Origin of the sequence: Pseudomonas mosselii (assembly GCF_019823065.1) — a bacterium.
Taxonomy (GTDB): Bacteria; Pseudomonadota; Gammaproteobacteria; order Pseudomonadales; family Pseudomonadaceae; genus Aquipseudomonas; species Aquipseudomonas mosselii.
Window position 1 is genome coordinate 3,912,274 of sequence record NZ_CP081966.1, and the last position, 24,296, is coordinate 3,936,569.

Below are 24,296 nucleotides of genomic sequence, written 5' to 3' on the forward strand. Positions count from 1 at the left end.
CACGCAAGGATGACTGGCCCATGAACACCCTCCTCCCCCTCGGCCTTGCGGCCACCCTGGCCCTGCTCGGCACGCAGGCAAAGGCCGCCGAGCCCGCCCGGCCCGGCTGCGAAAACCTGCAGTGCATGGTCTGCCCGGCCCTGGCCGAACCGCAGCACTATGCCGAAGGGCGCATGAAGCTGATGCGCCAGATCGTCCCCGGCAAGGAGCGCTGGCTGTTCCGCTCGATGGTCGACCTGACCAATGACTTCGGCATTCCCGCGCCCATGCGCCCGGAGTTCGCCCGGCTGATGAACGCGTTCCACCGCCAGGGCATCCAGGTGGCCATGGCGATCCAGCCGACCCGCGGCCTGATGCACCGCGACAAGCTCTACCCCGATCAACTGCACGGATTCGACTACCCGCGCGCCAGCCGCAACCTAGACAGCTACCTGGGGCAACTGCGTCAGGCCGGTGCGGTGGTGGCGCCGATGATGCAGTTGGTGCGCCAGCCACCCCAGGCTGAGTACTTCTTCCGCCGCGACCACCACTGGACGCCGAGCGGCGCCGAGGCGACGGCCAAACTGATGGCCGAAGAGATCCGCCGCCAGCCGTTCTACGACAGCCTGACCAAAAAGCGCTACAGCACCGAGCCCGGCGTGATGGTGCCCAAGGACGGCACCCTGAACCTGGCCTTGAGCTACATCTGCGGCAACAACTACGGTTTCCAGTACGTGCGCGGCTACCAGACCGTGCCGCTGACCGACAGCAGCGATGCCCTGTTCGACGAGGCGCCCGACCCCGAGGTGATCCTGGTCGGCGACAGCAACGCCGCGGCTCGCGAGGACGAGAGCAAGCAGTTCAACTTCGACGGCTACCTGAAACAGTACCTGGAGGCGGATGTCCTCAACTACGCCCTGCCCGGCGTGGGCGAGGACGGCTCGCTGCTGGAGTACCTGCTGTCCGCCGACTACAAGCCCGAGGCGCCGCCCAAGCTGATCGTCTGGGAACTGCCGGCCAACTACCGCCTGGATTCGCCGTTGATGTACCGCCAGTTGGTGCCGGCGATACACGGCGGCTGCAAGGCGTCCAGGGAAATCCTTGGCACGAAATTGCAGCATCCGCCACTCAAGGTCGGCGAGCGCATAGAGTTGCTGAGCAATGCTGGCGGCGCCCGGCAGGCCGTGTCCAAGGGCTTTCTCGATATCCGCCTGAGCGACAGGAGCGTCAAGGACTTCTACATCATCGTCTATTACGACAATGGCGCCCGCGACAAGGTGTGGTTCCGCCGCGAGGCGGCCGTAAGCGGCGGCCAGTACTACCTGGAACTGAGCAAGGCCCCCGAGTTCGCCGGCGCCAACCTGCTTTCGGTGTTCCTCGAACCAACCAAGGCCGGCACCGCCGCCACCGATGTGGAGACCCGCCTGTGCCTGTGAAACCGGCCCCTGGGGTGCTCCTGCTACTTGCAATCGCCCTGCTGCCCCTCCCCACCCACGCAGCTCAATCGATCTGGCCCGCCCGCGCCACCGCGCAATCGGCCATGATCGGCGACTACCGCACCCTCACCTGCAGCAAGGCGCCGCCACCGCCCTACACCGCCAGCCTGCACCTGCAAAGCAAGTACGACCCGCGCGACGCCAGCAAGTCCACCCTGCGCGCCAGCCCCGATGCCGACAGCGAGCGCGTCGCCCGGCAGATCAAGCAGTTCGTCGGCGGCCTGATCCAGGCCGGCAAGCGCTTCCAGAACGCCAGCAAGCCGCAGCAGGCCAACATGGCCCTGGCCTGCCAGGACCAGTGGCTGGAACACTGGGCGCAAGCGGGCGCCCTGCTCGACCCGGACGCCAGCAACACCGGCATGGCAGCGCGCAAGTGGGCCCTGGCGGCCATGGCCGGCGCGGTGCTGCTGACCCAGGCGGCAGCCGACGGCAAGGCGCCGCTCAGCCCCGCGCAACGACGCTGGTTCAACCAGCTCGGCGAGCAGGTGATCCGCGAATACGACCCGCGCCGCCAGTCCACCACGGTCTACTTCAACAACCACGACTACTGGGCCGCCTGGGCGGTGGCCGCCGCCGGCATGCTGGTGGACCGCGACGACTTCATCCGCTGGGCCGACGGCAACCTGCGCCGGGGCCTGGCCCAGGCCGTGCGCAGTGGCGACCAGGCCTACCTGCCGCTGGAAGTGGCGCGCAGCAAGCTGGCCGCCAACTACAGCCAGTACGCCCTGGTGCCGCTGGTGCTTCTTGGCGAGTCGGCCCGGGCCAACGGCCTGGCCTGGAGCGAGGACGACCAACGCACCCTCGACCAGCTGGCCACCTTCGCCGCCCGCAGCGTGCTCGCCCCGGACTCCCTGCCCCAGCTCAAGGGCCAGCGCCAGGCCGACGTCGCGCCCTACAAGCTGGCCTGGCTGATCCCGTTCCTGGCCCGTCGACCCGAGCATGCCCTCGCCCGCCAGCTCTACGACAGCGAGGACGGCGAAGTGGACAACTACAGCCAGATCGGCGGCCCGCTCAAGCCGGCCTACCCCAACCTGCCTTGATCAAGGACGCTCCCATGGCACCGTTCAGCCGCTTTTATTTCACCTGCCTGGCCGCCCTGCTGCTGGCGACCACCGCGCGGGCCGCGCCGGTGATGGACACATTGCCCCAGGCGCAGCACCAGCAGCAGCTGGAGCAACTGCGCCACCAGACCCGTCAGGCGGTGACCTTCGAGCAGGCGCGCCGCCCGCCACCTGCGGGCCGCGCCAGCGTCAGCCTGCAGCCGATGTTCTCGTCCCAGGCCGGCAGCTGGCCGTTCGAGCCGTTCGTCAACAACGGCCTGTTCCGCGCCATCGCCGGCTACCAGGCGCATCACCCCCAGGCCGTGGTGCTGCGCGGTGGCAGCATCACCTTGGCGCAGCTGCACGATGCGCTGCACGACCCACGGGTGCTCAAGCGCTACAAGGACGGCTACCTGCTGAGCTACCCGTTGATGATCGGCGCCGATGCGGGGCTGCGGCTGGAGGGCACGCGCCTCTACCTGTACAGCTTCTCCGGTACCGCACTGATCAACCAGGGCTGGCTGGGGCTGAACCAATCGACGCTGGAAAGCGTCGCCGGCGACAAGCCCGGCAACACCGACCGTGCCTGGCGGCCCTTCGTGGTGGCCTGGGCTGGCAGCCATACCGAGGTGATCGGCTCGACGCTCAAGCGCCTGGGCTACAACGCCAACCTGTCCCGCGGCCTGAGCACCGCGCTCAGCACCCAGCAGGCGGCCAGTACGCGTCCCGCCACGCTGCTGGTGGAAGCCAGCCATTTCAGCGAGCTGTCCAGCGCGGTGGAGCTGCAGCACAGCCAGGCGACCATCATCGACAGCCGTTTCGAAGGCTCGCAGCAGTATGCCATCGACACCCGCGACAGCCAGCTGAGCCTGCGTGGCAACCAGTTGCGCGGCGTCGACAACAACAGCGGCGTGCGCCTGCGTGGCCAGACCCGGGCATTGATCGAAAACAACCTGATCCTCGGCGCCACCAAGGCCGCCATCGAGATCAGCGACCAGCACGGCACCGTGCTGCTGGCCGGCAATCGCATCGGCGACAGCCGTGGGCATGGCATCCAGCTGCGCGACCTCGCGCCGACGGCCGAAGCCCCGTTGCTGATCGACGACAACCTGCTGGCCAGCAGCCAGGGCAGCGCGGTGGATGCCAGCGAGGTCACGGGCCTGACGCTGGTGGGTAACCGGATCGGCAATACGCCGGAGTACGCCATCAGCCTGCGCAACGCCACGCCGCAGCCCGGGCCGCTGGTGATCAGCGGCAATCGCCTGGGGCAGGTGGGTAAGGCCGTGGTGCGGGTCGAGGGGGTGCGCGAGGTCGAGTTGGGGGGCAATCGCTTCGATGGCAAGGCACTGCTGCAGAACCTGCTGGCCGGCGACCTGCTGGCGTTGCAGGGGCCGGTGCTGGAGGCAATGCTGGTACAGGAACAGATGGTCAGGGTGCGCCAGGACTGAAAAATACACGGCCCCTGAGCGGCCTTGTGTCGCGAAAGGGGCGCGGAGCGACCCCAGGATTTCAGCGTAAAAGCAAAGATCGCCGGGGGCCGCGTTGCGGCCCTTTCGCGACGCAAGGCCGCTCACAGGATCGTGTCAGGGCACCGGACGCTGCATCCGCACGAAACACTCGTCCATCCCGACCTCGACGAACCCTCGGCGCTGATACAGGCGCCGCGCCGGGTTGCTGCTGAACACCATCAGCCGCAGCCACGGCAACCGGCGCTGTACAGTCCAGCCAGCCAACTGCTCCAGCACCCAGCCGCCCACGCCCCGGCCACGATGCTCGGGCAGCAGATGCAGCTCGCGGATATACAGCGCCTGGCGGTCCTGGCTGAGGCTGCAAAAGCCCAGCACCCGATCGTCCTCGACCACCAGCCACTGTTCGCGCCAGCCCCAGGCTTCATCGAAGGCTTCCTCGATCCACAACAGGTCGAATTCGCGGTAATACGGCAGCATGGCGCGGCGCGTGAGGTCACGGGCAAACGTGAGGTGTTCGTCGGTCGCAGGGATCAGTTCAAGGGGCATAACACACCGGCGAACTGGCCGGCCCACGGCGCTCCAGTTCGTCCTCAAGCCACCGGGCCAGCACCTGGGCGTTGTTGTGCTCGGAGTCCTTGCCGGCGTACAGCAAGGTCAGGTCGCCTTTGCCGGCCAGGTCCAGCAGCGGATACCAGTGCTCGGGGTGGGCGGCCAACTCCTGCTGGTAGCGCTGGGTGAAACCGGCAAAGTCGAGCTCGCCGGCGTGAAACGCCTTGCGCAGTGCGTCGGACGGCGCCACTTCACGCAGCCACTGCCCGTGCAGGTCCTCCTTGCGTTTGTTGCGCGGCCAAAGACGATCGACCAGCACGCGTTGGCCATCCCCGCCCTCGAGCGCCTCGTAGACGCGTTTACAGCGAATCATGCAGCACTCCTGCGACATCGTTCCCCAGACAGCCTAGGGCCTTCATTGATCGAGGTCACGCCCTGGTAACGAATTGTTTCTATGCTGAAGACTTTCGGCACCACCGCCCGACGCCAACCGGAGCCCTCATGGCAACCCCGTCCCTGGCCAGCCAGTCCGACCTGACCCTGCCCAGCCCGCGCCCTCACCTTGCCCACAAACCCGGACGCGCCACCCTCACCCTGTTCTTCGGCCTGCTGCTGGCCGGCCTGGCCTACACCTTCTGGAGCCTGAAGCAGGATGTCAGCGCCAGCGGCACCGTGGTCACCACCGTCACCCCCTTCCTGCTGCTGGGCCTGGCCCTGCTGATCGCCCTGGGCTTCGAGTTCGTCAACGGCTTCCACGACACCGCCAATGCCGTGGCCACGGTGATCTACACCCATTCGCTGCCGGCGCCGGTGGCGGTGGTCTGGTCTGGGTTGTGCAATTTCCTCGGCGTGCTGCTCTCCAGCGGCGCGGTGGCCTTCGGCATCATCGCCCTGCTGCCGGTGGAGCTGATCCTGCAGGTCGGCTCGTCGACCGGCTTCGCCATGGTCTTCGCCCTGCTGCTGGCGGCGATCATCTGGAACCTCGGCACCTGGTGGCTGGGCCTGCCAGCGTCGTCCTCGCACACCCTGATCGGCTCGATCATCGGCGTGGGCGTGGCCAACGCGCTGATGCACGGGCGCGACGGCACCAGCGGCGTGGACTGGACCCAGGCCAGCAAGGTCGGCTACGCCCTGCTGTTCTCGCCGCTGATCGGCTTCGCCTGCGCCGCCCTGCTGCTGCTCGCCCTGCGCGCGCTGGTCAAGCGCCGCGAACTGTACCAGGCGCCAGAAGGCCAGACGCCGCCGCCCTGGTGGATCCGCGGCGTGCTGATCCTCACCTGCACTGGCGTGTCGTTCGCCCACGGCTCCAACGATGGCCAGAAAGGCATGGGCCTGATCATGCTGATCCTGGTCGGCACCCTGCCGATGGCCTATGCGCTGAACAAGACCATGCCCAACGAGCAGGCCCTGCAGTTCTCGGCGGTCGCCGAGGTCACCCGCCAGGCCTTGGTGCGCGCAGTACCGTCCCCTGCCCCGGCCGATCCACGCCAGGTCCTGACCACGTTCATCGGCGAGCCCAAGGCCAGTGCCGAGCTGATCCCGGCGCTGGCCGCGCTGACCGGCATGATTGGCGAGGAAGTCAAAGGCTACGGCTCGCTCAAGCGCGTGCCGGCCGAGGCCATGGCCAACGTGCGCAACGACATGTACCTGACCAGCGAGGCCATCCGCCTGATCGACAAGCACCAACTGGCCCGCTACGACGCCGATACCCGCCGCCATGTGCAACTGTTCAAGCGCCAATTGGACGACGCAACCCGCTATATCCCGCTGTGGGTCAAGGTGGCGGTGGCCATCGCCCTGGGCCTGGGCACCATGGTCGGCTGGCGGCGCATCGTGGTGACGGTGGGCGAGAAGATCGGCAAGACCCACCTGAGCTATGCCCAGGGCGCTTCGGCCGAGGTGGTGGCGATGTGTACCATCGGCGCCGCGGACCTGTTCGGCCTGCCGGTGTCGACCACTCACGTGCTGAGTTCAGGCGTGGCCGGGAGCATGGTGGCCAATGGCTCGGGGATTCAACGCAAGACGCTGGTCAACCTGCTGATGGCCTGGGTATTGACGTTGCCGGCTGCAATGTTGCTGGCGGGTTGCTTGTACTGGTTGCTGAACCAGATCCTCTGAGGACTCGCGACGGGGGCGCCTTGCGCCCCCAGCAAGGTTATTCCGGGATCTTCAGGCCACGCTGTACAGCCGGGCGTTCAAGGAACTTCGCCAACACCCGCTGTACTTCCGTGAAATCATCGAACCCCACCAGCTCGCGCGCGTTGTAGCGCTCCACCAGGTTGCGCACCCAGGGGAAGATGGCGATATCGGCGATGCTGTACGCATCGACCATCCACTCCCGCCCCTGCAGGTGCCGGTCGAGCACGCCCAGCAGGCGCTTGGACTCATTGACGTAGCGATCCCGGGGCCGCTTGTCCTCGTACGCCTTGCCGGCGAAGAAGTGAAAGAACCCCACCTGGCCGAACATCGGCCCGATGCCGCCCATCTGGAACATCAGCCACTGCAAGGTCTGGTAGCGCTGGGCAGGGTCCTGGCTGAGCAACTGCCCGCTCTTCTCGGCCAGGTACTGCAGGATCGCCCCGGACTCGAACAACGGCAGCGGCTGGCCACCAGGGCCATCGGGGTCGAGGATTGCCGGAATCTTGTTGTTGGCGCTCAGGGAGATGAACTCGGGGCTCAGCTGGTCGTCGTTGTCGAAACTGATCTTGTGCACCTCGTAAGGCAGGCCGATCTCTTCGAGCATGATCGAGACCTTGACGCCGTTGGGCGTGGCCAGCGAATACAGCTGCAGGCGCTCGGGATGCCGGGCCGGCCATTTGCGGGTGATGGGGAATACGGAAAGATCGGTCATGTTCGCGCCCTGAAGGTTGAGGGACTCAATTTAAAGACTGTCGGGCGTCCTGACCATCACCCAGTCTCGGTGTCGCTCGTCACCGCAGGGAAAGATCGCCTCGCCCACCTTGCGAAAGCCATTGCGCCCGTAGAACCGGATGGCCCTGGCGTTGAGTTCGTTGACGGTCAGGCGGACCGGGCCACGGGTATGGGCCAGGATAGCCTCGAGCAGTGACTGCGCGGCACCCGTGCCGTGGGCGGCGGGCAGCACATAGCAACGGGAAATCTCCACCAGATGATCGGCCGCGGCGATCCCCAGCTCACCGGGCGCCAGGTCCAGCATGCTGTAGCCCAGCACCTGGCCGCCCTCCTCGACCACCAGCAGGCGCTTGTGCGGGTGGCGCAGGTGCGCCTGGAAATGCTCGGGCTGCAGGTTGTGGGCGATGTAGTGCCGCTGCGCCGCCGGAGCGCTGTCGGGCGGACTGGCCAGGGCGAAGGTGGCCTGGCCGATGTGGCTCAGGGCTGTACAGTCATTGCTGCGGGCCTGGCGGATCTGGTAGGGCATGGCAACATCCTGTCGGGCATCCGGATCACCCTCGACAATGCCAGCCCCTCCCAACCGGCGCAAGGTTCAGGCGTCGCCGTGGGCTTGCCGCTTGAGCTTCTCGGTATCGACCCGTACGAACACTGAATCGGCGGTAACGGTCAGCACATCCCCAGCCCAGACCTCGCAGATCACTCGGCTCTTGCGCCCCACCTCACCCTCGACCCGTGCCTTGAGCAGCAGCTCGACGCCCATCGGGGTGGGTTTGAGGTAGGTCAGGCTCAGTTGGCCGGTAACACAGTCGATACGCGGCAGGCTGCCGGGCTCGCGGCCTTCGGCGCGGTAGTGGTGGGCCATGGCGGTCCAGTTGGAATGGCAATCGACCAGCATGGCCAGCAGGCCGCCGTAGACCAGGCCGGGCCAGCCGATGAAGGTCGGGTCGGGGGAATGACGGCACAGCAGGTGGACGCCGTCGTCATCCCAGTGACTCTGCACATGCAGGCCGCTGGGGTGGGAGCACCCGCAACCGTAGCATGTGCCATCAGGGGCGGCGAGTTGTTGCAGGGAGGGGGCTTGTTCGGTCATACACGTCCTTGGCTTGTTGGTATTGGGAAGGAGGCTGACTGCCGATGGTAGCCCCATGCTTCCCGGCCGCCAAATGGAGGGGGCCGCCATATGCCCCCTGAGCGTATCAGGCCGCCTGCCACGCCGAGCCCCGCTTGCGCCGCTGGGTCAGCGAAACCAGCAGGATGAACAGGGTCACCCCCGCGGTCATCAGTGTTTCATAGCGGTAGGCATCGCTGAACAGCATGTAGCCCAGCACCATGACGATGGTGCCGATCACCAGCCAGGTCAGCCACGGGAACAGCCACATCTTCAGCTCCGGCGTGCGCCCCTCGCGCTCGGCACGGGCCCGCATGCGCAGTTGCGACACGGCGATCACCAAGTACACCAGCAAGGCGATGGCGCCGGTGGTAGATAGCAGGAACCCGAACACCTTGCCGGGAAACACGTAGTTGACCAGGCAGCCGGCAAAGCCCGCCAGGGTCGAGAGAACGACCGCCACGGTGGGCACGCCCGCGCCGGAGATCCGCCTGGTCATAAGCAGTGCCTGGCCACGGGCCCCCAGCGAGTAGAGCATGCGCGAGGCGGTGTACAGCCCTGAGTTCATGCAACTGGTGACCGCCACCAGCACGACGATGTCGACCAGCAGCTTGGCGCCGGGCACGTTGAGCACTTCCAGCACCCGCTGGAACGAGCCCACCGCCTTGAGCCCCGGATCGTTCCAGGCCACCAGCGAAACCACCAGGAAGATCGACGCCAGGTAAAAAATGGCGATGCGGTACACCACCAGGTTGGTGGCGCGGCGGATCTTGTCCTTGGGGTTGGCTGTCTCGTCGGCGGCGATGGTGACGATCTCGGCGCCGAAGAACGAGAAGATGGTGATCAGCACGCCGCCGAGCACGGTGCCGAAGCCATTGGGCATGAAGCCGCCGGCGTCCCACAGGCGACTGACGCCGGAGACGTCGGCCAGTGGCCAGACGCCGAACACCGCCAGGCTGCAGACCACGATGAAGGCAATGATGGCCAGTACCTTGACCAGGGCGAACCAGTACTCGAACGCGCCGAAGTTCTTCACGCTGACCAGGTTGGTGCCCGACAGCACGATCATGATCAGGAAGGCGAACAGCCAGGACGGCACCTGCGGGAAGTAGGCATGGAGGATATCCGCGCCAGCGATGGCCTCGACCGGGATGATCAGCACCCAGAACCACCAGTACAGCCAGCCGATGGTGAAGCCGGCCCAGGGGCCGATGGCTTCGCTGGCGTAGGTGGAGAACGAGCCGCTGTTGGGGTTGGCGATGGCCATTTCACCGAGCATGCGCATCACCAGCAGCACCAGCAGGCCGGTCATGGCGTAGGAGATGAGAATAGCCGGGCCGGCGGTGGCGATGGCGTTGGACGAGCCAATGAAAAGGCCGGCGCCGATGATGCCGGCAATAGAGATCATCGATACCTGACGTGAAGTCAGGCCATGCTGCAAGGACCGCTGTTTTTTGTTGTCTGGCGATGCCATGGAGAACCCTCGAGTGGGTCGGCCGCAACGAAGGCGGCTGAAAGTGGCGGCAGCGTTCCTGTGGGGGCGGGCATGCCGGCAAGGGCATCGGCACGCGTCTCCCACACGTCTCGGACTTGTTGCGGGAATTGGCTACCGGCGTATTTTTGTATTGATGGACCTGTCGGTTGCCAGGGTCCAGCCAGGCCAGTATTCATCTCCAGGCAGGTCACAACAAACGACCTTTTCGCAAAACATCATTCCAACTAGGAATCAATACGCTTCACATCCTGCTCAGAATCTTCTGTCATGAAGCTTGCAGAGAGAGCCTTCAGACATCAGGAATTAAACGAATGAGAGCAATCGAATAATTCGTTTGCGCCACCGATTCCCGACGCGCTTGGATACGACCTGACTCGAACAACAGGCCGCGTGCAGATGAATCAGGAAAATATCAGCCAGTCCATCGCCATCGTTCACCCGATCACCCTTTCCCATGGACGCAACGCCGAAGTCTGGGACACCGCCGGCAAACGCTACATCGACTTCGTCGGCGGCATCGGCGTGCTCAACCTGGGCCACTGTAACCCGGCGGTGGTCGAGGCGATCCAGCAGCAGGCCGCGCGCCTGACCCACTATGCCTTCAACGCCGCGCCCCACGGTCCGTACCTGGAACTGATGGAGCGCCTGTGCCAGTTCGTCCCGGTCAGCTATCCGCTGACGGGCATGCTGACCAACAGCGGCGCGGAAGCGGCGGAAAATGCCCTCAAGGTCGCCCGCGGCGCCACCGGCAAACGGGCCATCGTCGCCTTCGACGGCGGTTTCCACGGCCGTACCCTGGCCACCCTCAACCTCAACGGCAAGGTCGCCCCGTACAAGCAGCGCGTGGGCGAACTGCCCGGCCCGGTCTATCACCTGCCCTACCCCAGTCCGGACACCGGGGTGAGCTGCAAGCAGGCGCTCCAGGCTATGGAGCGCCTGTTCAGCGTGGAGCTGGCGGTGGAGGACGTGGCCGCGTTCATCTTCGAGCCGGTGCAGGGCGAAGGCGGTTTCCTCGCCCTCGACCCCGCCTTCGCCCAGGCCCTGCGCCGCTTCTGCGACGAGCATGGGATCCTGATCATTATCGATGAGATTCAGTCCGGCTTCGGTCGCACCGGCCAGCGCTTCGCCTTCCCACGGCTGGGTATCGAACCGGACCTTCTGCTGCTGGCCAAGAGCATCGCCGGCGGCATGCCGCTGGGCGCGGTGGTCGGGCGACAGGCGATCATGGGCGCGCTGCCCAAGGGCGGGCTGGGCGGCACCTACTCGGGCAACCCGATCGCCTGCGCGGCGGCGCTGGCGAGCCTGGCGCAGATGACCGACGCGAATATCGCCACCTGGGGCGAACGGCAGGAACAGGCCATCGTGGCGCGTCACGCGCGCTGGAAAGCGTCGGGAAGGTGCGCCGCGCTCGGTCGCCTGACCGGTACAGGGGCCATGCGCGGGCTGGAGATGGTCAACCCGGACGGCAGCCCGGCGCCGACGCAACTGGCCAAGGTGCTCGAGGCGGCGCGTGGCAAAGGCCTGCTGCTGATGCCCAGCGGCAAGGCGCGGCATATCATCCGCCTGCTGGCACCGCTGACCATCGAGCCCGAGGTGCTCGAGGAAGGGTTGGATATCCTCGAGCAGTGCCTCATGGAGCTGGGCTGAGGGTTACAGGCCCAGCTCTTCGGGGGGGGGCATGTCGCATTCGAAGGCGATCCAGCCGCCTTCGAGCTCGGCGTGGCCGTTGACGATCGGGCCGTAGTAACTCAGGCCGTTCTCCAAGGTGACGCAGATGTGCGTGGCGCCTTTTTCCGGTGCCCCGAGGGTACCGACGAAATGCACTTTCTTCAGCACCTCGGTCACCGCCTCAAGGCCCACGCGCATGTTGGTGTTCTCCGAGGCCTCGGTATCGCCCCCACGGTCTTCGGCGCTGATGGTCACGGTGGCGGTGTACGGGTACTTGGTACTCAAGCGGGGTTACCTCAACAGGTGTATTAGGCGTATGGGCGCGTAGAGTACGGCAGGCGTTCCCGGTTGTCTCTACCGACCTCATCGCGGGGCAAGCCCGCTCCCACGCTGGCCATCGAGCATGGCCTCCCCTGCCCCGATCTGTTAGGGTGCCCGCCGATGCACGCCATACCACGCGAGGATACCGAGTGAGCGCCGAACAACCCCTGATCGCCGACCTGTTCGAGGTCGACAAACGCCTGACCCTCAAGCCCGTCGTGGACTTCAACGCCTACCTGCGCAACGCTTTCGGCGACGGCCCCTGCCGCTGCCACCGCTGCGTCGAGGGCAGTGGCGACGAAAGCGGCTACGAACACCGTCACAGCTTCGAGCTGGAAGGCCGCACCCTGCACCGGCGCTTCGCCAGCACCGCCGGCAGCGACGTGCTGATGGTGCTGAAAAAAGCCTGGTTGTCGTACACCAAGGCCGAGCTGATCACCGTCGGCGTGCTAGACATGACCACCCTCAAGTCATTCACCGAAGCCGCCCTGCACGAACGCCTGCTGGCCCTGCTGCCGGCCAGCGGCCTGGCCCGCGAAAGCGAAGGCCAGTGGCAGTTGCAGGTGCTCGCCGACTGACGGTCGCCCCGGCAGGATTCTCCCGCTCTGCTACCTTGGGAGAATCCTCACCCACAGGTGACCGACCATGGCCCGCACGACCCCCATCGAGCTGTACCGCAACATCGGTATCGTTGCCCACGTGGATGCCGGCAAGACCACCACCACCGAGCGGATCCTGTTCTACACCGGGGTCAACCACAAGATGGGCGAGGTGCACGACGGCGCCGCGACCATGGACTGGATGGCCCAGGAGCAGGAGCGCGGCATCACCATCACCTCGGCGGCCACCACGGCCTTCTGGCAAGGCTCGACCAAGCAGTTCGAGCACAAGTACCGCTTCAACATCATCGACACCCCCGGCCACGTCGACTTCACCATCGAGGTCGAGCGCTCGCTGCGCGTGCTCGATGGCGCGGTGGTGGTGTTCAGCGGCGCCGACGGCGTCGAGCCGCAGTCCGAGACCGTATGGCGCCAGGCCAACAAGTACCATGTGCCGCGCCTGGCCTACATCAACAAGATGGACCGCCAGGGCGCGGATTTTCTGCGGGTGGTGAAGCAGATTGACCAGCGCCTGGGCCACCATCCGGTGCCAATCCAGCTGGCCATCGGCAGCGAGGAAAACTTCATCGGCCAGATCGACCTGGTGAAGATGAAGGCCATCTACTGGAACGACGCCGACCAGGGCACCAGCTACCGCGAAGAAGCCATTCCCGCCGAACTGCAGGATCTGGCCGACGAATGGCGTGCCCATATGATCGAGGCTGCGGCCGATGCCAACGAAGAGCTGACCCTGAAATTCCTCGAAGGCGAAGAATTCACCACCGAGGAAATCAAGGCCGCCCTGCGCCAGCGCACCATCGCCAACGAGATCGTGCCGACCATCCTCGGCTCATCGTTCAAGAACAAGGGCGTGCCGCTGATGCTCGACGCCGTGATCGACTACCTGCCCGCCCCCAGCGAGATCCCGGCGATCAAGGGCACCGACCCGGACGACGAGGAAAAACACCTGGAGCGCCACGCCGACGACAACGAGCCGTTCTCGGCCCTGGCCTTCAAGATCGCCACCGACCCGTTCGTCGGCACCCTGACCTTCGCCCGGGTGTATTCCGGCGTGCTCAGCTCCGGCAACGCCGTGCTCAACTCGGTCAAGGGCAAGAAGGAACGCATCGGCCGCATGGTGCAGATGCACGCCAACCAGCGCGCCGAGATCAAGGACGTGTGCGCCGGCGACATCGCCGCGCTGATCGGCATGAAGGACGTCACCACCGGCGACACCCTGTGCGACATGGACAAGCCGATCATCCTCGAACGCATGGACTTCCCCGACCCGGTGATCTCGGTGGCGGTGGAGCCCAAGACCAAGGGCGACCAGGAGAAGATGGGCATCGCCCTGGGCAAGCTGGCCCAGGAGGACCCGTCGTTCCGGGTCAAGACCGACGAGGAGACCGGCCAGACCATCATCTCCGGCATGGGCGAGCTGCACCTGGACATCATCGTCGATCGCATGCGCCGCGAGTTCAACGTCGAGGCCAACATCGGCAAGCCGCAGGTGGCCTACCGCGAGAAGATCCGCAACACCTGCGAGATCGAAGGCCGCTTCGTCCGCCAGTCCGGCGGGCGTGGCCAGTATGGGCATTGCTGGATCCGCTTCGCCCCGGGCGACGAAGGCAAGGAAGGCCTGGAGTTCATCAACGAAGTCGTCGGCGGCGTGGTGCCACGCGAGTACATCCCGGCGATCCAGAAAGGCATCGAGGAGCAGATGAAGAACGGCGTACTTGCCGGCTATCCGCTGATCAACCTCAAGGCGGCGGTGTATGACGGCTCGTACCACGACGTCGACTCCAACGAGATGGCCTACAAGATCGCCGCGTCCATGGCCACCAAGCAGTTGTCGCAGAAAGGCGGCGCGGTGCTGCTGGAGCCGGTGATGAAGGTCGAGGTGGTGACCCCCGAGGAGTACCAGGGCGACATCCTCGGCGACCTGAGCCGGCGCCGGGGGATGATCCAGGATGGCGACGAGACCCCGGCCGGCAAGGTGATCCGTGCCGAGGTACCGCTGGGCGAGATGTTCGGCTACGCCACCTCGATGCGCTCGATGACCCAGGGGCGGGCCAGTTTCTCGATGGAGTTCACCCGCTATGCCGAGGCGCCGGCGAGCATTGCCGATGCCATCGTGAAGAAGAATCGCGGGGAAGCCTGAAACTTCGCGGTGGAGCCTAACGAAAAAAGGGGCGATCCTTGCGGATCGCCCCTTTTTGATTTGGTAGGCACAATTGGACTCGAACCAACGACCCCCACCATGTCAAGGTGGTGCTCTAACCAACTGAGCTATGTGCCTGTCGTGTGGGGCGCATTCTACGCGATCCAAATGCACTGTCAACCATTTTTTTCACGCTAAGCTACTGAATCTTAAAATATTTATAGAAGGCCAGGGTTCAGCGTCAGGCAAAGGATTTTCACCGGACGACTAGCGGGTGTTTATTATTATTGATAGCATCGGTACATTCGTTAAAAATATAAAACACGAGGTTCCTCGAGCATGGCCAACACCCCCTACCCCCAGTCCTACTACGCCGCCTCGGCCAACCCGGTGCCGCCACGTCCGGCGCTGCAGGGTGAGGTGGAAACCGATGTGTGCATCATCGGTGCCGGCTACACCGGCCTGTCCAGCGCCCTGTTCCTGCTGGAGAACGGCTTCAAGGTGAGTATCGTCGAGGCCGCCAAGGTCGGCTTCGGCGCTTCGGGCCGCAACGGCGGCCAGATCGTCAACAGCTACAGCCGCGACATTGACGTCATCGAACGTACCGTCGGCCCCAAGCAGGCACAACTGCTGGGCCAGATGGCCTTCGAGGGCGGGCGCATCATCCGTGAACGCGTGGCCAAGTACAACATCCAGTGCGACCTGAAGGACGGCGGCGTATTCGCCGCGCTGACCAGCAAGCAGATGGGCCACCTGGAATCGCAGAAGCGCCTGTGGGAACGCTTCGGCCACACCCAGTTGGAGCTGATGGACCAGAAGCGCATCCGTGAAGTGGTGGCCTGCGACAACTATGTGGGCGGCATGCTCGACATGAGCGGCGGCCATATCCATCCGCTGAACCTGGCCCTGGGCGAAGCTGCCGCGGTCGAGTCCCTGGGCGGCATCATCTACGAGCAGACCCCGGCCGTGCGCATCGAGCGTGGCGCCAACCCCGTCGTGCACACCCCGCAGGGCAAGGTCCGCGCCAAGTTCATCATCGTCGCCGGCAACGCCTACCTGGGCAACCTGGTGCCGGAACTGGCGGCCAAGTCGATGCCGTGCGGCACCCAGGTCATCACCACCGAGCCGCTGGGCGACGAACTGGCGCGCACCCTGCTGCCGCAGGACTACTGCGTCGAGGACTGCAACTACCTGCTCGACTACTACCGTTTGACCAGCGACAAGCGCCTGATCTTCGGTGGCGGCGTGGTGTACGGCGCGCGCGACCCGGCGAACATCGAGGCGATCATCCGTCCGAAGATGCTCAAGGCCTTCCCGCAGCTCAAAAACGTCAAGATCGACTACGCCTGGACCGGCAACTTCCTGCTGACCCTGTCGCGCCTGCCGCAGGTCGGCCGTATCGGCGACAACATCTACTACTCCCAGGGCTGCTCGGGCCACGGCGTGACCTACACCCACCTGGCGGGCAAGGTGCTGGCCGAGGCCCTGCGCGGCCAGGCCGAGCGCTTCGACGCCTTCGCCGGCCTGCCGCACTACCCGTTCCCGGGTGGCCAGATGCTGCGTGTGCCGTTCAGCGCCATCGGCGCCTGGTACTACAGCCTGCGCGACCGCCTGGGCTTCTGATCCAGCGCCAACCGGAAAGCCCGCTCCCCTGAGCGGGCTTTTTCGTTTCCACACGGCATGCTCTCAACCCGCTTCACGGTAGGGATTGCGCGGATCCTGGGTCCAGTTCATGTACGGCTTGCCGGTCTCCTGCGCCTGCATGTCGATGCAGCCCTCCACCGGGCATGTGATCTGGCACAGGTTGCAGCCGACGCACTCGGCCTCGATCACGCTGTAGGCGTGGGTGCCGTCGGCCTTCGGGGTGCTGGCGATGGCCTGGTGCGAGGTGTCCTCGCAGGCGATGTGGCAGCGCCCACAGCCGATGCAGGCGTCCTGGTCGATACGAGCCACCGACTTGTAGTTGATGTCCAGGTACTTCCAGTCGGTGGTGTGCCCCACGGCCTGGCCGCGAAACGCCTCGAGGCTGCGGTGGCCGTGCTGGTCCATCCAGCGCGCCAGGCCGTCCTTCATGTCGTCGACGATGCGAAAACCGTGCAGCATCGCCGCCGTGCACACCTGCACCGCGCCACTGCCCAGGGCGATGAACTCGGCGGCATCGCGCCAGGTGCCGATACCGCCGATACCGCAGATCGGCAGGCCGTGGGTCTCGGGGTCGCGGGCAATTTCGGCGACCATGTTCAGGGCGATCGGCTTGACCGCCGAACCGCAATAGCCGCCATGGGTGCTCTGGTCGCCGACGATGGGGTGGGCGACCATGCGGTCGAGGTCGACGCTGGTGATCGAGTTGATCGTGTTGATCAGCGACACCGCGTCCGCCCCGCCCCGGTGCGCGGCGCGTGCCGACTGACGAATATCAGTGATGTTGGGGGTGAGCTTGACGATTACCGGCAGCGCGCAGTGGGTCTTGCACCAGCGGGTGACCATTTCCACGTACTCCGGCACCTGGCCGACGGCCGCGCCCATGCCGCGCTCGGGCATGCCGTGGGGGCAGCCGAAGTTGAGCTCGATGCCATCGGCACCGGTGGCTTCCACCAAGGGCAGGATGAACTTCCAGGACTCTTCCACGCACGGCACCATCAGCGACACGATCAGCGCGCGGTCGGGCCAGTCCTTCTTCACCTGGGTGATCTCGCGCAGGTTGATCTCCAGCGAGCGGTCGGTGATCAGCTCGATGTTGTTGATGCCCTGCACCTGCCGGTTGGGGCCGAAGTGCGCCGAGTAGCGCGACGACACATTGACCGCCGCCGGGTCCTCGCCCAGGGTCTTCCAGACCACCCCGCCCCACCCGGCCTCGAAGGCGCGGACCACGTTGTAGGCCTTGTCGGTGGGTGGCGCGGAGGCCAGCCAGAACGGATTGGGCGCCTTGATGCCGGCAAATTCGATGGACAGGTCGGCCATTTACGCAGCCTCCACGTTGAGCATGAGTTGGGCATGGATGGCTTCGGCGGCCAGCTTGCCATGTTGCACGGCCTGGACGGTGAGGTCCTGGCCCAGCGCGGTGCAGTCGCCGCCGGCATAGATACCGGGGATGGAGGTCTGCATGTGCGCGTCCACCTGGATGCGCTCACCGTCGCGGGCCAGTTGCGCCGCCAGCGGGTCGGCCAGGCTTGCGTCATCGAAGCGTTGGCCGATGGCCTTGAAGATCGCGTCGGCGGCCAGCTCGAAGGTTTCGCCGGTATCGCCCAGGCGTCCGTCGATCAGTTGGGTGCGCGCGAAGCGCATGCCGCGCACGCGCCCGGCATCATCCAGCAGCACGGCCTCGGGCCTGGCCCAGGTGTGCAGACGCACCTGGTTGTGCTTGGCGATCTCCTGTTCATGAGCGGTGGCGCCCATGTCGGACACGCCACGGCGGTAAACCAGGTTGACGTCGCGGGCCCCCAGGCAACTCATCTGCACGGCCATGTCGATGGCGGTGTTGCCGGCGCCTAGCACCAGGCAGCGGTCGGCCAGCGGCAGCTGGGTGAGGTCGTCGGCCTGGCGCAGCTCGCGGATGTACGTGGTGGCGGCGAGCAGGCCCGGGGCGTCCTCGTCCGCCAGGCCCAGCTGGCGCGCGGCATCCAGGCCCAGGCCGAGGAACACCGCGTCGTGCTGGGCATGCAGCTCTCCCAGCGACAGGTTGGCGCCCAGGCGCTGGCCATGGCGGATCTCGATACCGCCGATGCCCAGCAGGAACTCCACCTCGCGCTGGGCGTAGTCGTCCACCAGCTTGTAGCGGGCGATGCCGTACTCATTGAGGCCACCGGCTTTCTCCCGCGCCTCGAAGATCACCACGTCGTGGCCGTGCATGGCCAGGCGGTGCGCGCAGGACAGCCCGGCGGGGCCGGCGCCGACCACGGCGATGCGCTTGCCGCTGGCCGGCGAGCGCTGGAACGGATGTTCGGTGAAGCCGGCGTGGTCCAGGGCGTAGCGCTGCAGCTGGCCGATCAGCACCGGCGCGCATTCCTGGGCGTTGTTGCGCACGCAGGCCTGCTGGCAGAGGATCTCGGTGGGGCACACCCGGGCGCAGCTGCCGCCGAGGATGTTGGCCGAAAGAATGCGTTCGGCGGCGCCCTGCAGGTTCTCGTCGCTGATGCGGTGGATGAACGAGGGGATGTCGATCTCGCTGGGGCACGCATTGACGCAGGGCGCGTCGTAGCAGTACAGGCAGCGCGCGCTCTCGACGGCGGCCTGGCGGGCGGTGAGTGGGGGCGCGAGGTCGCTGAAGGCCTCGGCCAGCTGGTCGGCGCCGGCCCGGGGGCGCGGCAAGTGGTTCAGGGCGTCGATCACGGTTGTAGCCTCTCGCTTTTTTATGGGCTCAGGCGGCGGTCACTCGCCTGTCCGTTCTGGGGGATGGCAGTCAACAGGAGCATGGGTGTTGTTATCAGGGGGCGCTTGCGCCCCTTTCGCGACACAAGGCCGCTCCCACAGCCAAAGCACCGATCCCTGTGGGAGCGGCCTTGCGTCGCGATGGGCTACGAAGCGGCCCCAATGGCCTCAGCGCTGAACCGGTGTCGGCCGCTGATGCTCGGCACGCCGCTCCAGCACCTCGTACACCGATGGGTACGCCGGCCGCTCCACATAGCGCCCCGCGCCCGGCTCGGCGCGCAGGTCGCCATCTGCCCAGAGCACCTTGCCCTGGCTGATGGTATGGCTGGGGATACCGCGCACGGTGCGGCCTTCGAAGATGTTGAAGTCGACCCGCTGGTGATGGGTCTGGGCGCTGATCGTGCGCGTGCCCTGCGGATCCCACAGCACCAGGTCGGCGTCGGCGCCGACGCGGATGGCGCCTTTGCGCGGGAACAGGTTGAAGATCTTCGCGGTGTTGGTGGAGGTGAGCGCGACGAACTCGTGGATCGACAGGCGCCCGCTGTTCACCCCGGCATCCCACAGCACCGCCATGCGGTCCTCGATGCCGGCGGTGCCGTTGGGGATGCGGCTGAAGTCGTCGCGGCCCATGGCCTTCTGCTCGGCGCAGAAGCAGCAGTGGTCGGTGGCGGTGGTGTGCAGGTTGCCCGACTGCAGGCCGCGCCACAGCGCCTCCTGATGCTCGCGCGGCCGGAACGGCGGGCTCATCACGTAGCCGGCGGCTGTGGCCCAGTCCGGGTCGCGGTAGACGCTGTCGTCCAGCAACAGGTGGCCCGGCAGCACCTCGCCGTACACCGGCTGGCCCTTGGCCCGGGCATAGGTGATCTCATCCAGCGCCTCGCGGCTGGAGACATGCACCAGGTACAGCGGCGTGCCAAGGGTCTCGGCGATGCGGATGGCGCGGCTGGCGGCCTCGCCCTCGACCTGCGACGGGCGCGACAGCGGATGCGCCTCGGGCCCGGTTAGGCCCTGGGCCAGCAGCTTCTTCTGCAGGTGATAGACCAACTCGCCGTTCTCGGCGTGCACTGTCGGCACCGCGCCCAGTTGCAGGCAGCGTTCGAAGCTGGCCACCAGGGTGTCGTCGGCGGCCATGATCGCGTTCTTGTAGGCCATGAAGTGCTTGAAGCTGTTCACCCCGTGCTTGGCCACCAGCTCGCCCATCTCCTCGGCGACCTGCTCGCTCCACCAGGTGATGGCGACATGGAAGCCGTAGTCGCTCGCGCTCTTCTGCGCCCAGCCACGCCAGGTATGGAAGGCCTCGAGCAGCGATTGCTGCGGATTGGGGATAACGAAGTCGATGATCGAGGTAGTGCCCCCGGCCAGGCCCGCGGCGGTGCCACTGAAAAAGTCCTCGCTGGCCACCGTGCCCATGAACGGCAGTTGCATGTGGGTGTGCGGGTCGATGCCGCCGGGCATCAGGTACTGGCCTGAGCCGTCGAGGACTTCGCAATCGGTGGGGGTTTCGAGGTGGCTGCCGATGGCGCGGATCAGACCATCGACACACAGGACATCTGCACGGTAGCTCTCTTCATGGGTAACCACGGTGGCGCCACGGATCAACAGGGACATGCCGTTTTCCTCGCAGGCTGACCGGTCTTCTGGCCGGTTCTTGGAATAGTTTCGGGCCGGGCGCTGGAGGTGACGCGTTCAATCCTGTCAGGCCTGACAAGAATCGAGGCTAGTATCTGATCGGATATTCATCAAGAAAAAATATATGCAAATATTATATTTTGTAACTGTTTGATTTTTAATAAAAAATTTAACAATTAACCAAAATGTGACACCCCTTCACCATTTTGACGCACTTGACAGGAAGCCAAATTGGTCAAGATTTTCTACGCAAAATCAGCAGTTTGTTTCCTGGCTGGAAGGCGCAGGCCGCGCCAGTGGTTTTCCAGGTTGCACCCGTTTGAACCACGCGGGTGGCGGACCGGCCAGACAGACGGCGCACCAGGGTGCCCACCCCACCCTCGTCGTCGCGCTGAAGAATGCCCTTGCAAGACAGTGAGTTACCTCCGGTTGGCGGCGGCCGCCGGGAAGGCGCGGGCTTTCCCGGCACGTTTGTTGAAAACGCAGGCCACAACCGCCTGGCCGGACCGGAGGAGCAGTACTGCTGGTGTGTGTACTCCGGCCATCGCGGCAGCCCGATGAGCGACAACTACAAGAAAAAAGACCTGGAGAACCCCATGCAACAGAGCAGATCGCAAGTGGTCGAGCAGCATGGCCTGTTCGAGCTCGACGCCGGCAGCGACGTCCTCGACAGCCCCCGCTACAACCACGACATCGCCCCGACCAAGGTGCACCAGCGCACCTGGAACAAGTGGCACATCACCGCGCTGTGGGTGGGCATGTCCATCTGCGTGCCCACCTATACCCTCGGCGGCGTGCTCACCGCCTACTTCGGCCTGAGCGTGGGCGAGGCGCTGCTGGCGATCCTGCTGGCCAACCTCATCGTGCTGATTCCGCTGACCCTCAACGCCTTCCCCGGCACCAAGTACGGCATCCCCTTCCCGGTGCTGCTGCGCGCCTCGTTCGGCATCTTCGGCTCCAACGTGCCGTGCCTGATCCGCGCCGTGGTGGCCTGTGGTTGGTTCGGCATCCAGACGATGTTCGGCGGGCTGGCCATCCACCTGTTCCTCGGCTCGCTGTTCCCCGAGTGGAAGGCACTGGGCGGCACCGGCGAGGTGATCGGCTTCATGCTGTTCTGGTCGCTGAACCTGTGGGTGGTGCTGCGCGGCGCCGAGTCGATCAAGTGGCTGGAGACGCTATCGGCGCCGCTGCTGGTGGCGGTGGGTGTCGGCCTGCTGTTCTGGGCGCTGCCGCACATGTCGATGAGCGAACTGCTGGCGCAGCCGCCCAAGCGCCCCGAGGGCGCCAGCGTGGTCGGCTACTTCTGCGCCGGGCTTACCGCGATGGTCGGCTTCTGGGCCACGCTATCGCTGAACATCCCCGATTTCAGCCGTTACGCGAAGAGCCAGAAGGACCAGATCCTCGGGCAGATCTTCGGCCTGCCGCTGACCATGTTCCTGTTCGCTTCGCTGGGCGTGATCATGACCGCCGCTTCCGCCTCGCTGGTGGGCCAGACAGTGTCCGACCCGGTGAGCCTGATCGGCCATATCCAGAGCCCCGGCTGGGTGGCCCTGGCCATGGCGCTGATCATCATCGCCACGCTGTCGACCAACACCGCGGCCAACATCGTCTCGCCCACCAACGACTTCCAGAACATTGCCCCGCGGCTGATCGGGCGCAGCCGCGCGGTCTGGCTGACCGGCTTCATCGGCCTGGCGCTGATGGGTCACGAGCTGCTCAAGAAGCTCGGCTGGATCGTCTCCGACCTGAGCCTGGAGAGCGTGTACTCCAACTGGCTGCTGGGCTACTCCAGCCTGCTCGGGCCAATTGCCGGGATCATGGTGGTGGACTATTTCCTGGTCCGCCGCCAGCACCTGGACCTGGCCGGGCTGTACCGCGACGACGTGTACCCGGCCTGGAACTGGGCCGGGTTCGTCGCCTTCGGCGTGCCGGTGGCGCTGACCGTGATGGCCATCGGCAACAGCAGTTTCAGCTGGTTCTACGACTATGGCTGGTTCACCGGCTCGCTGCTCGGCGGCGGGCTCTACTACGCCCTCGGTGGCCTCGCGGTGCGCGGACCGGCGCGGCTGGCCAAGCCGTTGCCTTGATGCACTGCAGCTCCCACGTGATGCCAAAAACAACAGCCTGAGGAGATACCCATGACCACCCTCGCCAAGGAAGTTCTGCAATCGAGCAAGCAGCACATCGACAGCGCCCGCCTGTGGCAGTCACTGATGGACCTCGCCCACCTCGGCGCCACGGCCAAGGGCGGCGTCTGCCGCCTGGCGCTGACCGACCTCGACCGCCAGGCCCGCGACCTGTTCGTGCAGTGGTGCGAGGCGGCCGGCTGCACGGTGAGCATCGATGCGGTCGGCAACATCTTCGCCCGCCGCCCCGGGCGCAACGCCAAGCTGCCGCCGGTGATGACCGGCAGCCATATCGATACCCAGCCCACCGGCGGCAAGTTCGACGGCTGCTTTGGCGTGATGGCCGGGCTGGAGGTGATCCGCACCCTCAACGACCTGGGCGTGGAGACCGAGGCGCCGCTGGAGGTGGTGGTGTGGACCAACGAGGAAGGCTCGCGCTTCGCCCCGTGCATGATGGGTTCGGGGGTGTTCGCCAACAAGTTCACCCTCGAAGAGACCTTGGCCAAGCGCGACGCCCAGGGCGTGAGCGTCGGCGAGGCACTGAACGCCATCGGCTACGCCGGCAGCCGCGTCGTGACCGGCCACCCGGTGGGCGCCTATTTCGAGGCGCACATCGAACAGGGCCCGATCCTCGAGGACCAGCGCAAGACCATCGGCGTGGTGCTCGGCGCCCTTGGCCAGAAATGGTTCGACCTGACCCTGCGCGGCGTCGAGGCCCACGCCGGTCCCACGCCGATGCACCTGCGCAAGGACGCCCTGGTCGGCGCCGCCGCCGTGGTCGAGGCGGTCAACCGCACCGCCCTCGCCCACCAGCCCCATGCCTGCGGCACGGTCGGCTGCCTGCAGGCCTATCCAGGCTCACGCAACGTGATCCCCGGCGAAGTGCGCATGACCCTGGACTTCCGTCATCTCGAAGGCGAGCAACTGGACGCGATGATCGCCGAAGTGCGCCAGGTGATCGAGGCCACAACTGCGAAACACGGGCTGAGCTACGAGCTGGTACCCACCGCCGACTTCCCGGCCCTGTACTTCGACAAGGGCTGTGTCGAGGCGGTGCGCGACTCGGCGCGCAACCTGGGCCTGGCGCACATGGACATCGTCAGCGGCGCAGGCCACGACGCGATCTTCCTCGCCGAGCTGGGCCCGGCCGGGATGATCTTCGTGCCCTGCGAAGGCGGCATCAGCCACAACGAAATCGAGAACGCCGCCCCTGGGGATCTCGCGGCCGGTTGCGCGGTGCTGTTGCGGGCGATGCTGGCGGCGTCGGAGGCGATTGCCGGCGGGCGTTTGGCGGCCTAGCAGGCGATAAAGGACCGCGCGGGCTTGGCCCGCGACGCAGGCAACGAGGTGCATGGCACAGGCGGTGCCGGTGTTGGCGGGGCAAGCGCGTGTTACACATGCACCTTCCAAGAACCTT

20 protein-coding genes and 1 tRNA gene are annotated in these 24,296 nt (G+C 65.9%); 10 read left to right on the plus strand and 11 right to left on the minus strand.

Translation table 11 applies throughout. From position 1 onward, the window contains the following. Positions 1-20 precede the first annotated feature (20 nt). The 3 genes from K5H97_RS18135 to K5H97_RS18145 are packed head-to-tail and all read left to right on the plus strand — an operon-like array spanning position 21 to position 3,963. The gene (locus tag K5H97_RS18135) at positions 21-1,415 is read left to right on the plus strand and encodes an alginate O-acetyltransferase AlgX-related protein (RefSeq protein ID WP_028692536.1); all 1,395 of its coding nucleotides are present in this window, start codon (positions 21-23) and stop codon (positions 1,413-1,415) included. Continuing rightward, on the plus strand, positions 1,406-2,515 hold the full coding sequence (locus K5H97_RS18140; RefSeq protein WP_028692537.1) for a polysaccharide lyase: 1,110 nt from the start codon (positions 1,406-1,408) through the stop codon (positions 2,513-2,515). The genes K5H97_RS18135 and K5H97_RS18140 overlap by 10 nt, the downstream gene beginning before the upstream one ends. 14 nt (positions 2,516-2,529) lie before the next feature. After that, on the plus strand, positions 2,530-3,963 hold the full coding sequence (locus tag K5H97_RS18145; protein ID WP_081791641.1) for a right-handed parallel beta-helix repeat-containing protein: 1,434 nt from the start codon (positions 2,530-2,532) through the stop codon (positions 3,961-3,963). Between the two features lie 135 nt (positions 3,964-4,098). Here the strand turns inward: K5H97_RS18145 and K5H97_RS18150 are convergent, their stop codons facing one another. Continuing rightward, positions 4,099-4,530 carry a GNAT family N-acetyltransferase gene (locus K5H97_RS18150; protein WP_028692538.1) on the minus strand — a complete coding sequence of 144 codons (432 nt, stop codon included), beginning with the start codon at positions 4,528-4,530 and terminating at the stop codon, positions 4,099-4,101. Next, positions 4,520-4,906: a DUF488 domain-containing protein gene (locus K5H97_RS18155; RefSeq protein ID WP_028692539.1), complete on the minus strand. Its 387-nt coding sequence runs from the start codon at positions 4,904-4,906 to the stop codon at positions 4,520-4,522. The genes K5H97_RS18150 and K5H97_RS18155 overlap by 11 nt, the downstream gene beginning before the upstream one ends. Positions 4,907-5,034: 128 nt before the next feature. Here K5H97_RS18155 and K5H97_RS18160 point away from each other — a divergent pair, with 128 nt between their 5' ends. Next, complete coding sequence (locus tag K5H97_RS18160; RefSeq protein ID WP_028692540.1) at positions 5,035-6,651, plus strand: inorganic phosphate transporter; 1,617 nt, start codon at positions 5,035-5,037, stop codon at positions 6,649-6,651. 37 nt (positions 6,652-6,688) lie between these two features. On the opposite strand, the gene K5H97_RS18165 is transcribed toward K5H97_RS18160, so the two are convergent. The 4 genes from K5H97_RS18165 to K5H97_RS18180 form a co-directional block, all read right to left on the minus strand. Continuing rightward, entirely contained in the window at positions 6,689-7,384 is a 696-nt protein-coding gene (locus K5H97_RS18165) for a glutathione S-transferase N-terminal domain-containing protein (RefSeq protein WP_028692541.1), read from the minus strand. A 30-nt stretch (positions 7,385-7,414) separates the two neighbouring features. After that, the gene (locus tag K5H97_RS18170) at positions 7,415-7,930 is read right to left on the minus strand and encodes a GNAT family N-acetyltransferase (RefSeq protein ID WP_028692542.1); all 516 of its coding nucleotides are present in this window, start codon (positions 7,928-7,930) and stop codon (positions 7,415-7,417) included. 66 nt (positions 7,931-7,996) lie between these two features. Then, on the minus strand, positions 7,997-8,494 hold the full coding sequence (locus tag K5H97_RS18175; RefSeq protein WP_028692543.1) for a PaaI family thioesterase: 498 nt from the start codon (positions 8,492-8,494) through the stop codon (positions 7,997-7,999). 106 nt (positions 8,495-8,600) lie between these two features. Next, positions 8,601-9,986: an amino acid permease gene (locus K5H97_RS18180; RefSeq protein WP_028692544.1), complete on the minus strand. Its 1,386-nt coding sequence runs from the start codon at positions 9,984-9,986 to the stop codon at positions 8,601-8,603. 417 nt (positions 9,987-10,403) lie between these two features. On the opposite strand from K5H97_RS18180, the gene K5H97_RS18185 reads away from it, so the two are divergent. Then, complete coding sequence (locus tag K5H97_RS18185; protein ID WP_028692545.1) at positions 10,404-11,654, plus strand: 2-aminoadipate transaminase; 1,251 nt, start codon at positions 10,404-10,406, stop codon at positions 11,652-11,654. Between the two features lie 3 nt (positions 11,655-11,657). On the opposite strand, the gene K5H97_RS18190 is transcribed toward K5H97_RS18185, so the two are convergent. Continuing rightward, positions 11,658-11,960 carry a hypothetical protein gene (locus tag K5H97_RS18190; protein ID WP_028692546.1) on the minus strand — a complete coding sequence of 101 codons (303 nt, stop codon included), beginning with the start codon at positions 11,958-11,960 and terminating at the stop codon, positions 11,658-11,660. Positions 11,961-12,145: 185 nt separating this feature from the next. On the opposite strand from K5H97_RS18190, the gene K5H97_RS18195 reads away from it, so the two are divergent. Together K5H97_RS18195 and fusA are read left to right on the plus strand one after the other, a co-directional pair. Next, complete coding sequence (locus K5H97_RS18195) at positions 12,146-12,574, plus strand: hypothetical protein (RefSeq protein ID WP_028692547.1); 429 nt, start codon at positions 12,146-12,148, stop codon at positions 12,572-12,574. Between the two features lie 67 nt (positions 12,575-12,641). Further along, positions 12,642-14,756, plus strand: a complete 2,115-nt coding sequence (fusA, locus tag K5H97_RS18200; protein WP_028692548.1) for an elongation factor G — start codon at positions 12,642-12,644, stop codon at positions 14,754-14,756. Between the two features lie 61 nt (positions 14,757-14,817). Here the strand turns inward: fusA and K5H97_RS18205 are convergent. Beyond that, positions 14,818-14,894, minus strand: a tRNA-Val gene (locus K5H97_RS18205). Positions 14,895-15,095: 201 nt separating this feature from the next. Here K5H97_RS18205 and K5H97_RS18210 point away from each other — a divergent pair. Continuing rightward, positions 15,096-16,379, plus strand: coding sequence for an NAD(P)/FAD-dependent oxidoreductase (locus K5H97_RS18210; protein ID WP_028692549.1), 1,284 nt, complete (start codon positions 15,096-15,098; stop codon positions 16,377-16,379). A gap of 63 nt (positions 16,380-16,442) precedes the next feature. Here the strand turns inward: K5H97_RS18210 and preA are convergent, their stop codons facing one another. The 3 genes from preA to hydA all read right to left on the minus strand — a co-directional run bounded on the left by preA (position 16,443) and on the right by hydA (position 20,732). After that, positions 16,443-17,717, minus strand: a complete 1,275-nt coding sequence (preA, locus tag K5H97_RS18215) for an NAD-dependent dihydropyrimidine dehydrogenase subunit PreA (RefSeq protein WP_028692550.1) — start codon at positions 17,715-17,717, stop codon at positions 16,443-16,445. Continuing rightward, positions 17,718-19,085: an NAD(P)-dependent oxidoreductase gene (locus tag K5H97_RS18220; RefSeq protein WP_028692551.1), complete on the minus strand. Its 1,368-nt coding sequence runs from the start codon at positions 19,083-19,085 to the stop codon at positions 17,718-17,720. A gap of 207 nt (positions 19,086-19,292) precedes the next feature. Beyond that, entirely contained in the window at positions 19,293-20,732 is a 1,440-nt protein-coding gene (gene hydA / locus K5H97_RS18225; protein WP_028692552.1) for a dihydropyrimidinase, read from the minus strand. 617 nt (positions 20,733-21,349) lie between these two features. Between hydA and K5H97_RS18230 the strand changes: the two genes are divergently transcribed. Beyond that, positions 21,350-22,840, plus strand: coding sequence for an NCS1 family nucleobase:cation symporter-1 (locus K5H97_RS18230; RefSeq protein WP_028692553.1), 1,491 nt, complete (start codon positions 21,350-21,352; stop codon positions 22,838-22,840). A 51-nt stretch (positions 22,841-22,891) separates the two neighbouring features. Further along, positions 22,892-24,178, plus strand: a complete 1,287-nt coding sequence (locus K5H97_RS18235; protein WP_028692554.1) for a Zn-dependent hydrolase — start codon at positions 22,892-22,894, stop codon at positions 24,176-24,178. Positions 24,179-24,296: the final 118 nt, after the last annotated feature.

Coding starts and splice junctions, on each gene's coding strand:
- K5H97_RS18145 (WP_081791641.1), top strand. CDS start 2,530: ATGGCACCGTTCAGCCGCTTTTATTTCACCTGCCTGGCCGCCCTGCTG.
- K5H97_RS18230 (WP_028692553.1), top strand. CDS start 21,350: ATGCAACAGAGCAGATCGCAAGTGGTCGAGCAGCATGGCCTGTTCGAG.
- K5H97_RS18170 (WP_028692542.1), bottom strand. CDS start 7,930: ATGCCCTACCAGATCCGCCAGGCCCGCAGCAATGACTGTACAGCCCTG.
- K5H97_RS18185 (WP_028692545.1), top strand. CDS start 10,404: ATGAATCAGGAAAATATCAGCCAGTCCATCGCCATCGTTCACCCGATC.
- K5H97_RS18155 (WP_028692539.1), bottom strand. CDS start 4,906: ATGATTCGCTGTAAACGCGTCTACGAGGCGCTCGAGGGCGGGGATGGC.
- K5H97_RS18235 (WP_028692554.1), top strand. CDS start 22,892: ATGACCACCCTCGCCAAGGAAGTTCTGCAATCGAGCAAGCAGCACATC.
- hydA (WP_028692552.1), bottom strand. CDS start 20,732: ATGTCCCTGTTGATCCGTGGCGCCACCGTGGTTACCCATGAAGAGAGC.
- K5H97_RS18150 (WP_028692538.1), bottom strand. CDS start 4,530: ATGCCCCTTGAACTGATCCCTGCGACCGACGAACACCTCACGTTTGCC.
- K5H97_RS18160 (WP_028692540.1), top strand. CDS start 5,035: ATGGCAACCCCGTCCCTGGCCAGCCAGTCCGACCTGACCCTGCCCAGC.
- preA (WP_028692550.1), bottom strand. CDS start 17,717: ATGGCCGACCTGTCCATCGAATTTGCCGGCATCAAGGCGCCCAATCCG.
- K5H97_RS18180 (WP_028692544.1), bottom strand. CDS start 9,986: ATGGCATCGCCAGACAACAAAAAACAGCGGTCCTTGCAGCATGGCCTG.
- fusA (WP_028692548.1), top strand. CDS start 12,642: ATGGCCCGCACGACCCCCATCGAGCTGTACCGCAACATCGGTATCGTT.
- K5H97_RS18135 (WP_028692536.1), top strand. CDS start 21: ATGAACACCCTCCTCCCCCTCGGCCTTGCGGCCACCCTGGCCCTGCTC.
- K5H97_RS18210 (WP_028692549.1), top strand. CDS start 15,096: ATGGCCAACACCCCCTACCCCCAGTCCTACTACGCCGCCTCGGCCAAC.
- K5H97_RS18175 (WP_028692543.1), bottom strand. CDS start 8,494: ATGACCGAACAAGCCCCCTCCCTGCAACAACTCGCCGCCCCTGATGGC.
- K5H97_RS18165 (WP_028692541.1), bottom strand. CDS start 7,384: ATGACCGATCTTTCCGTATTCCCCATCACCCGCAAATGGCCGGCCCGG.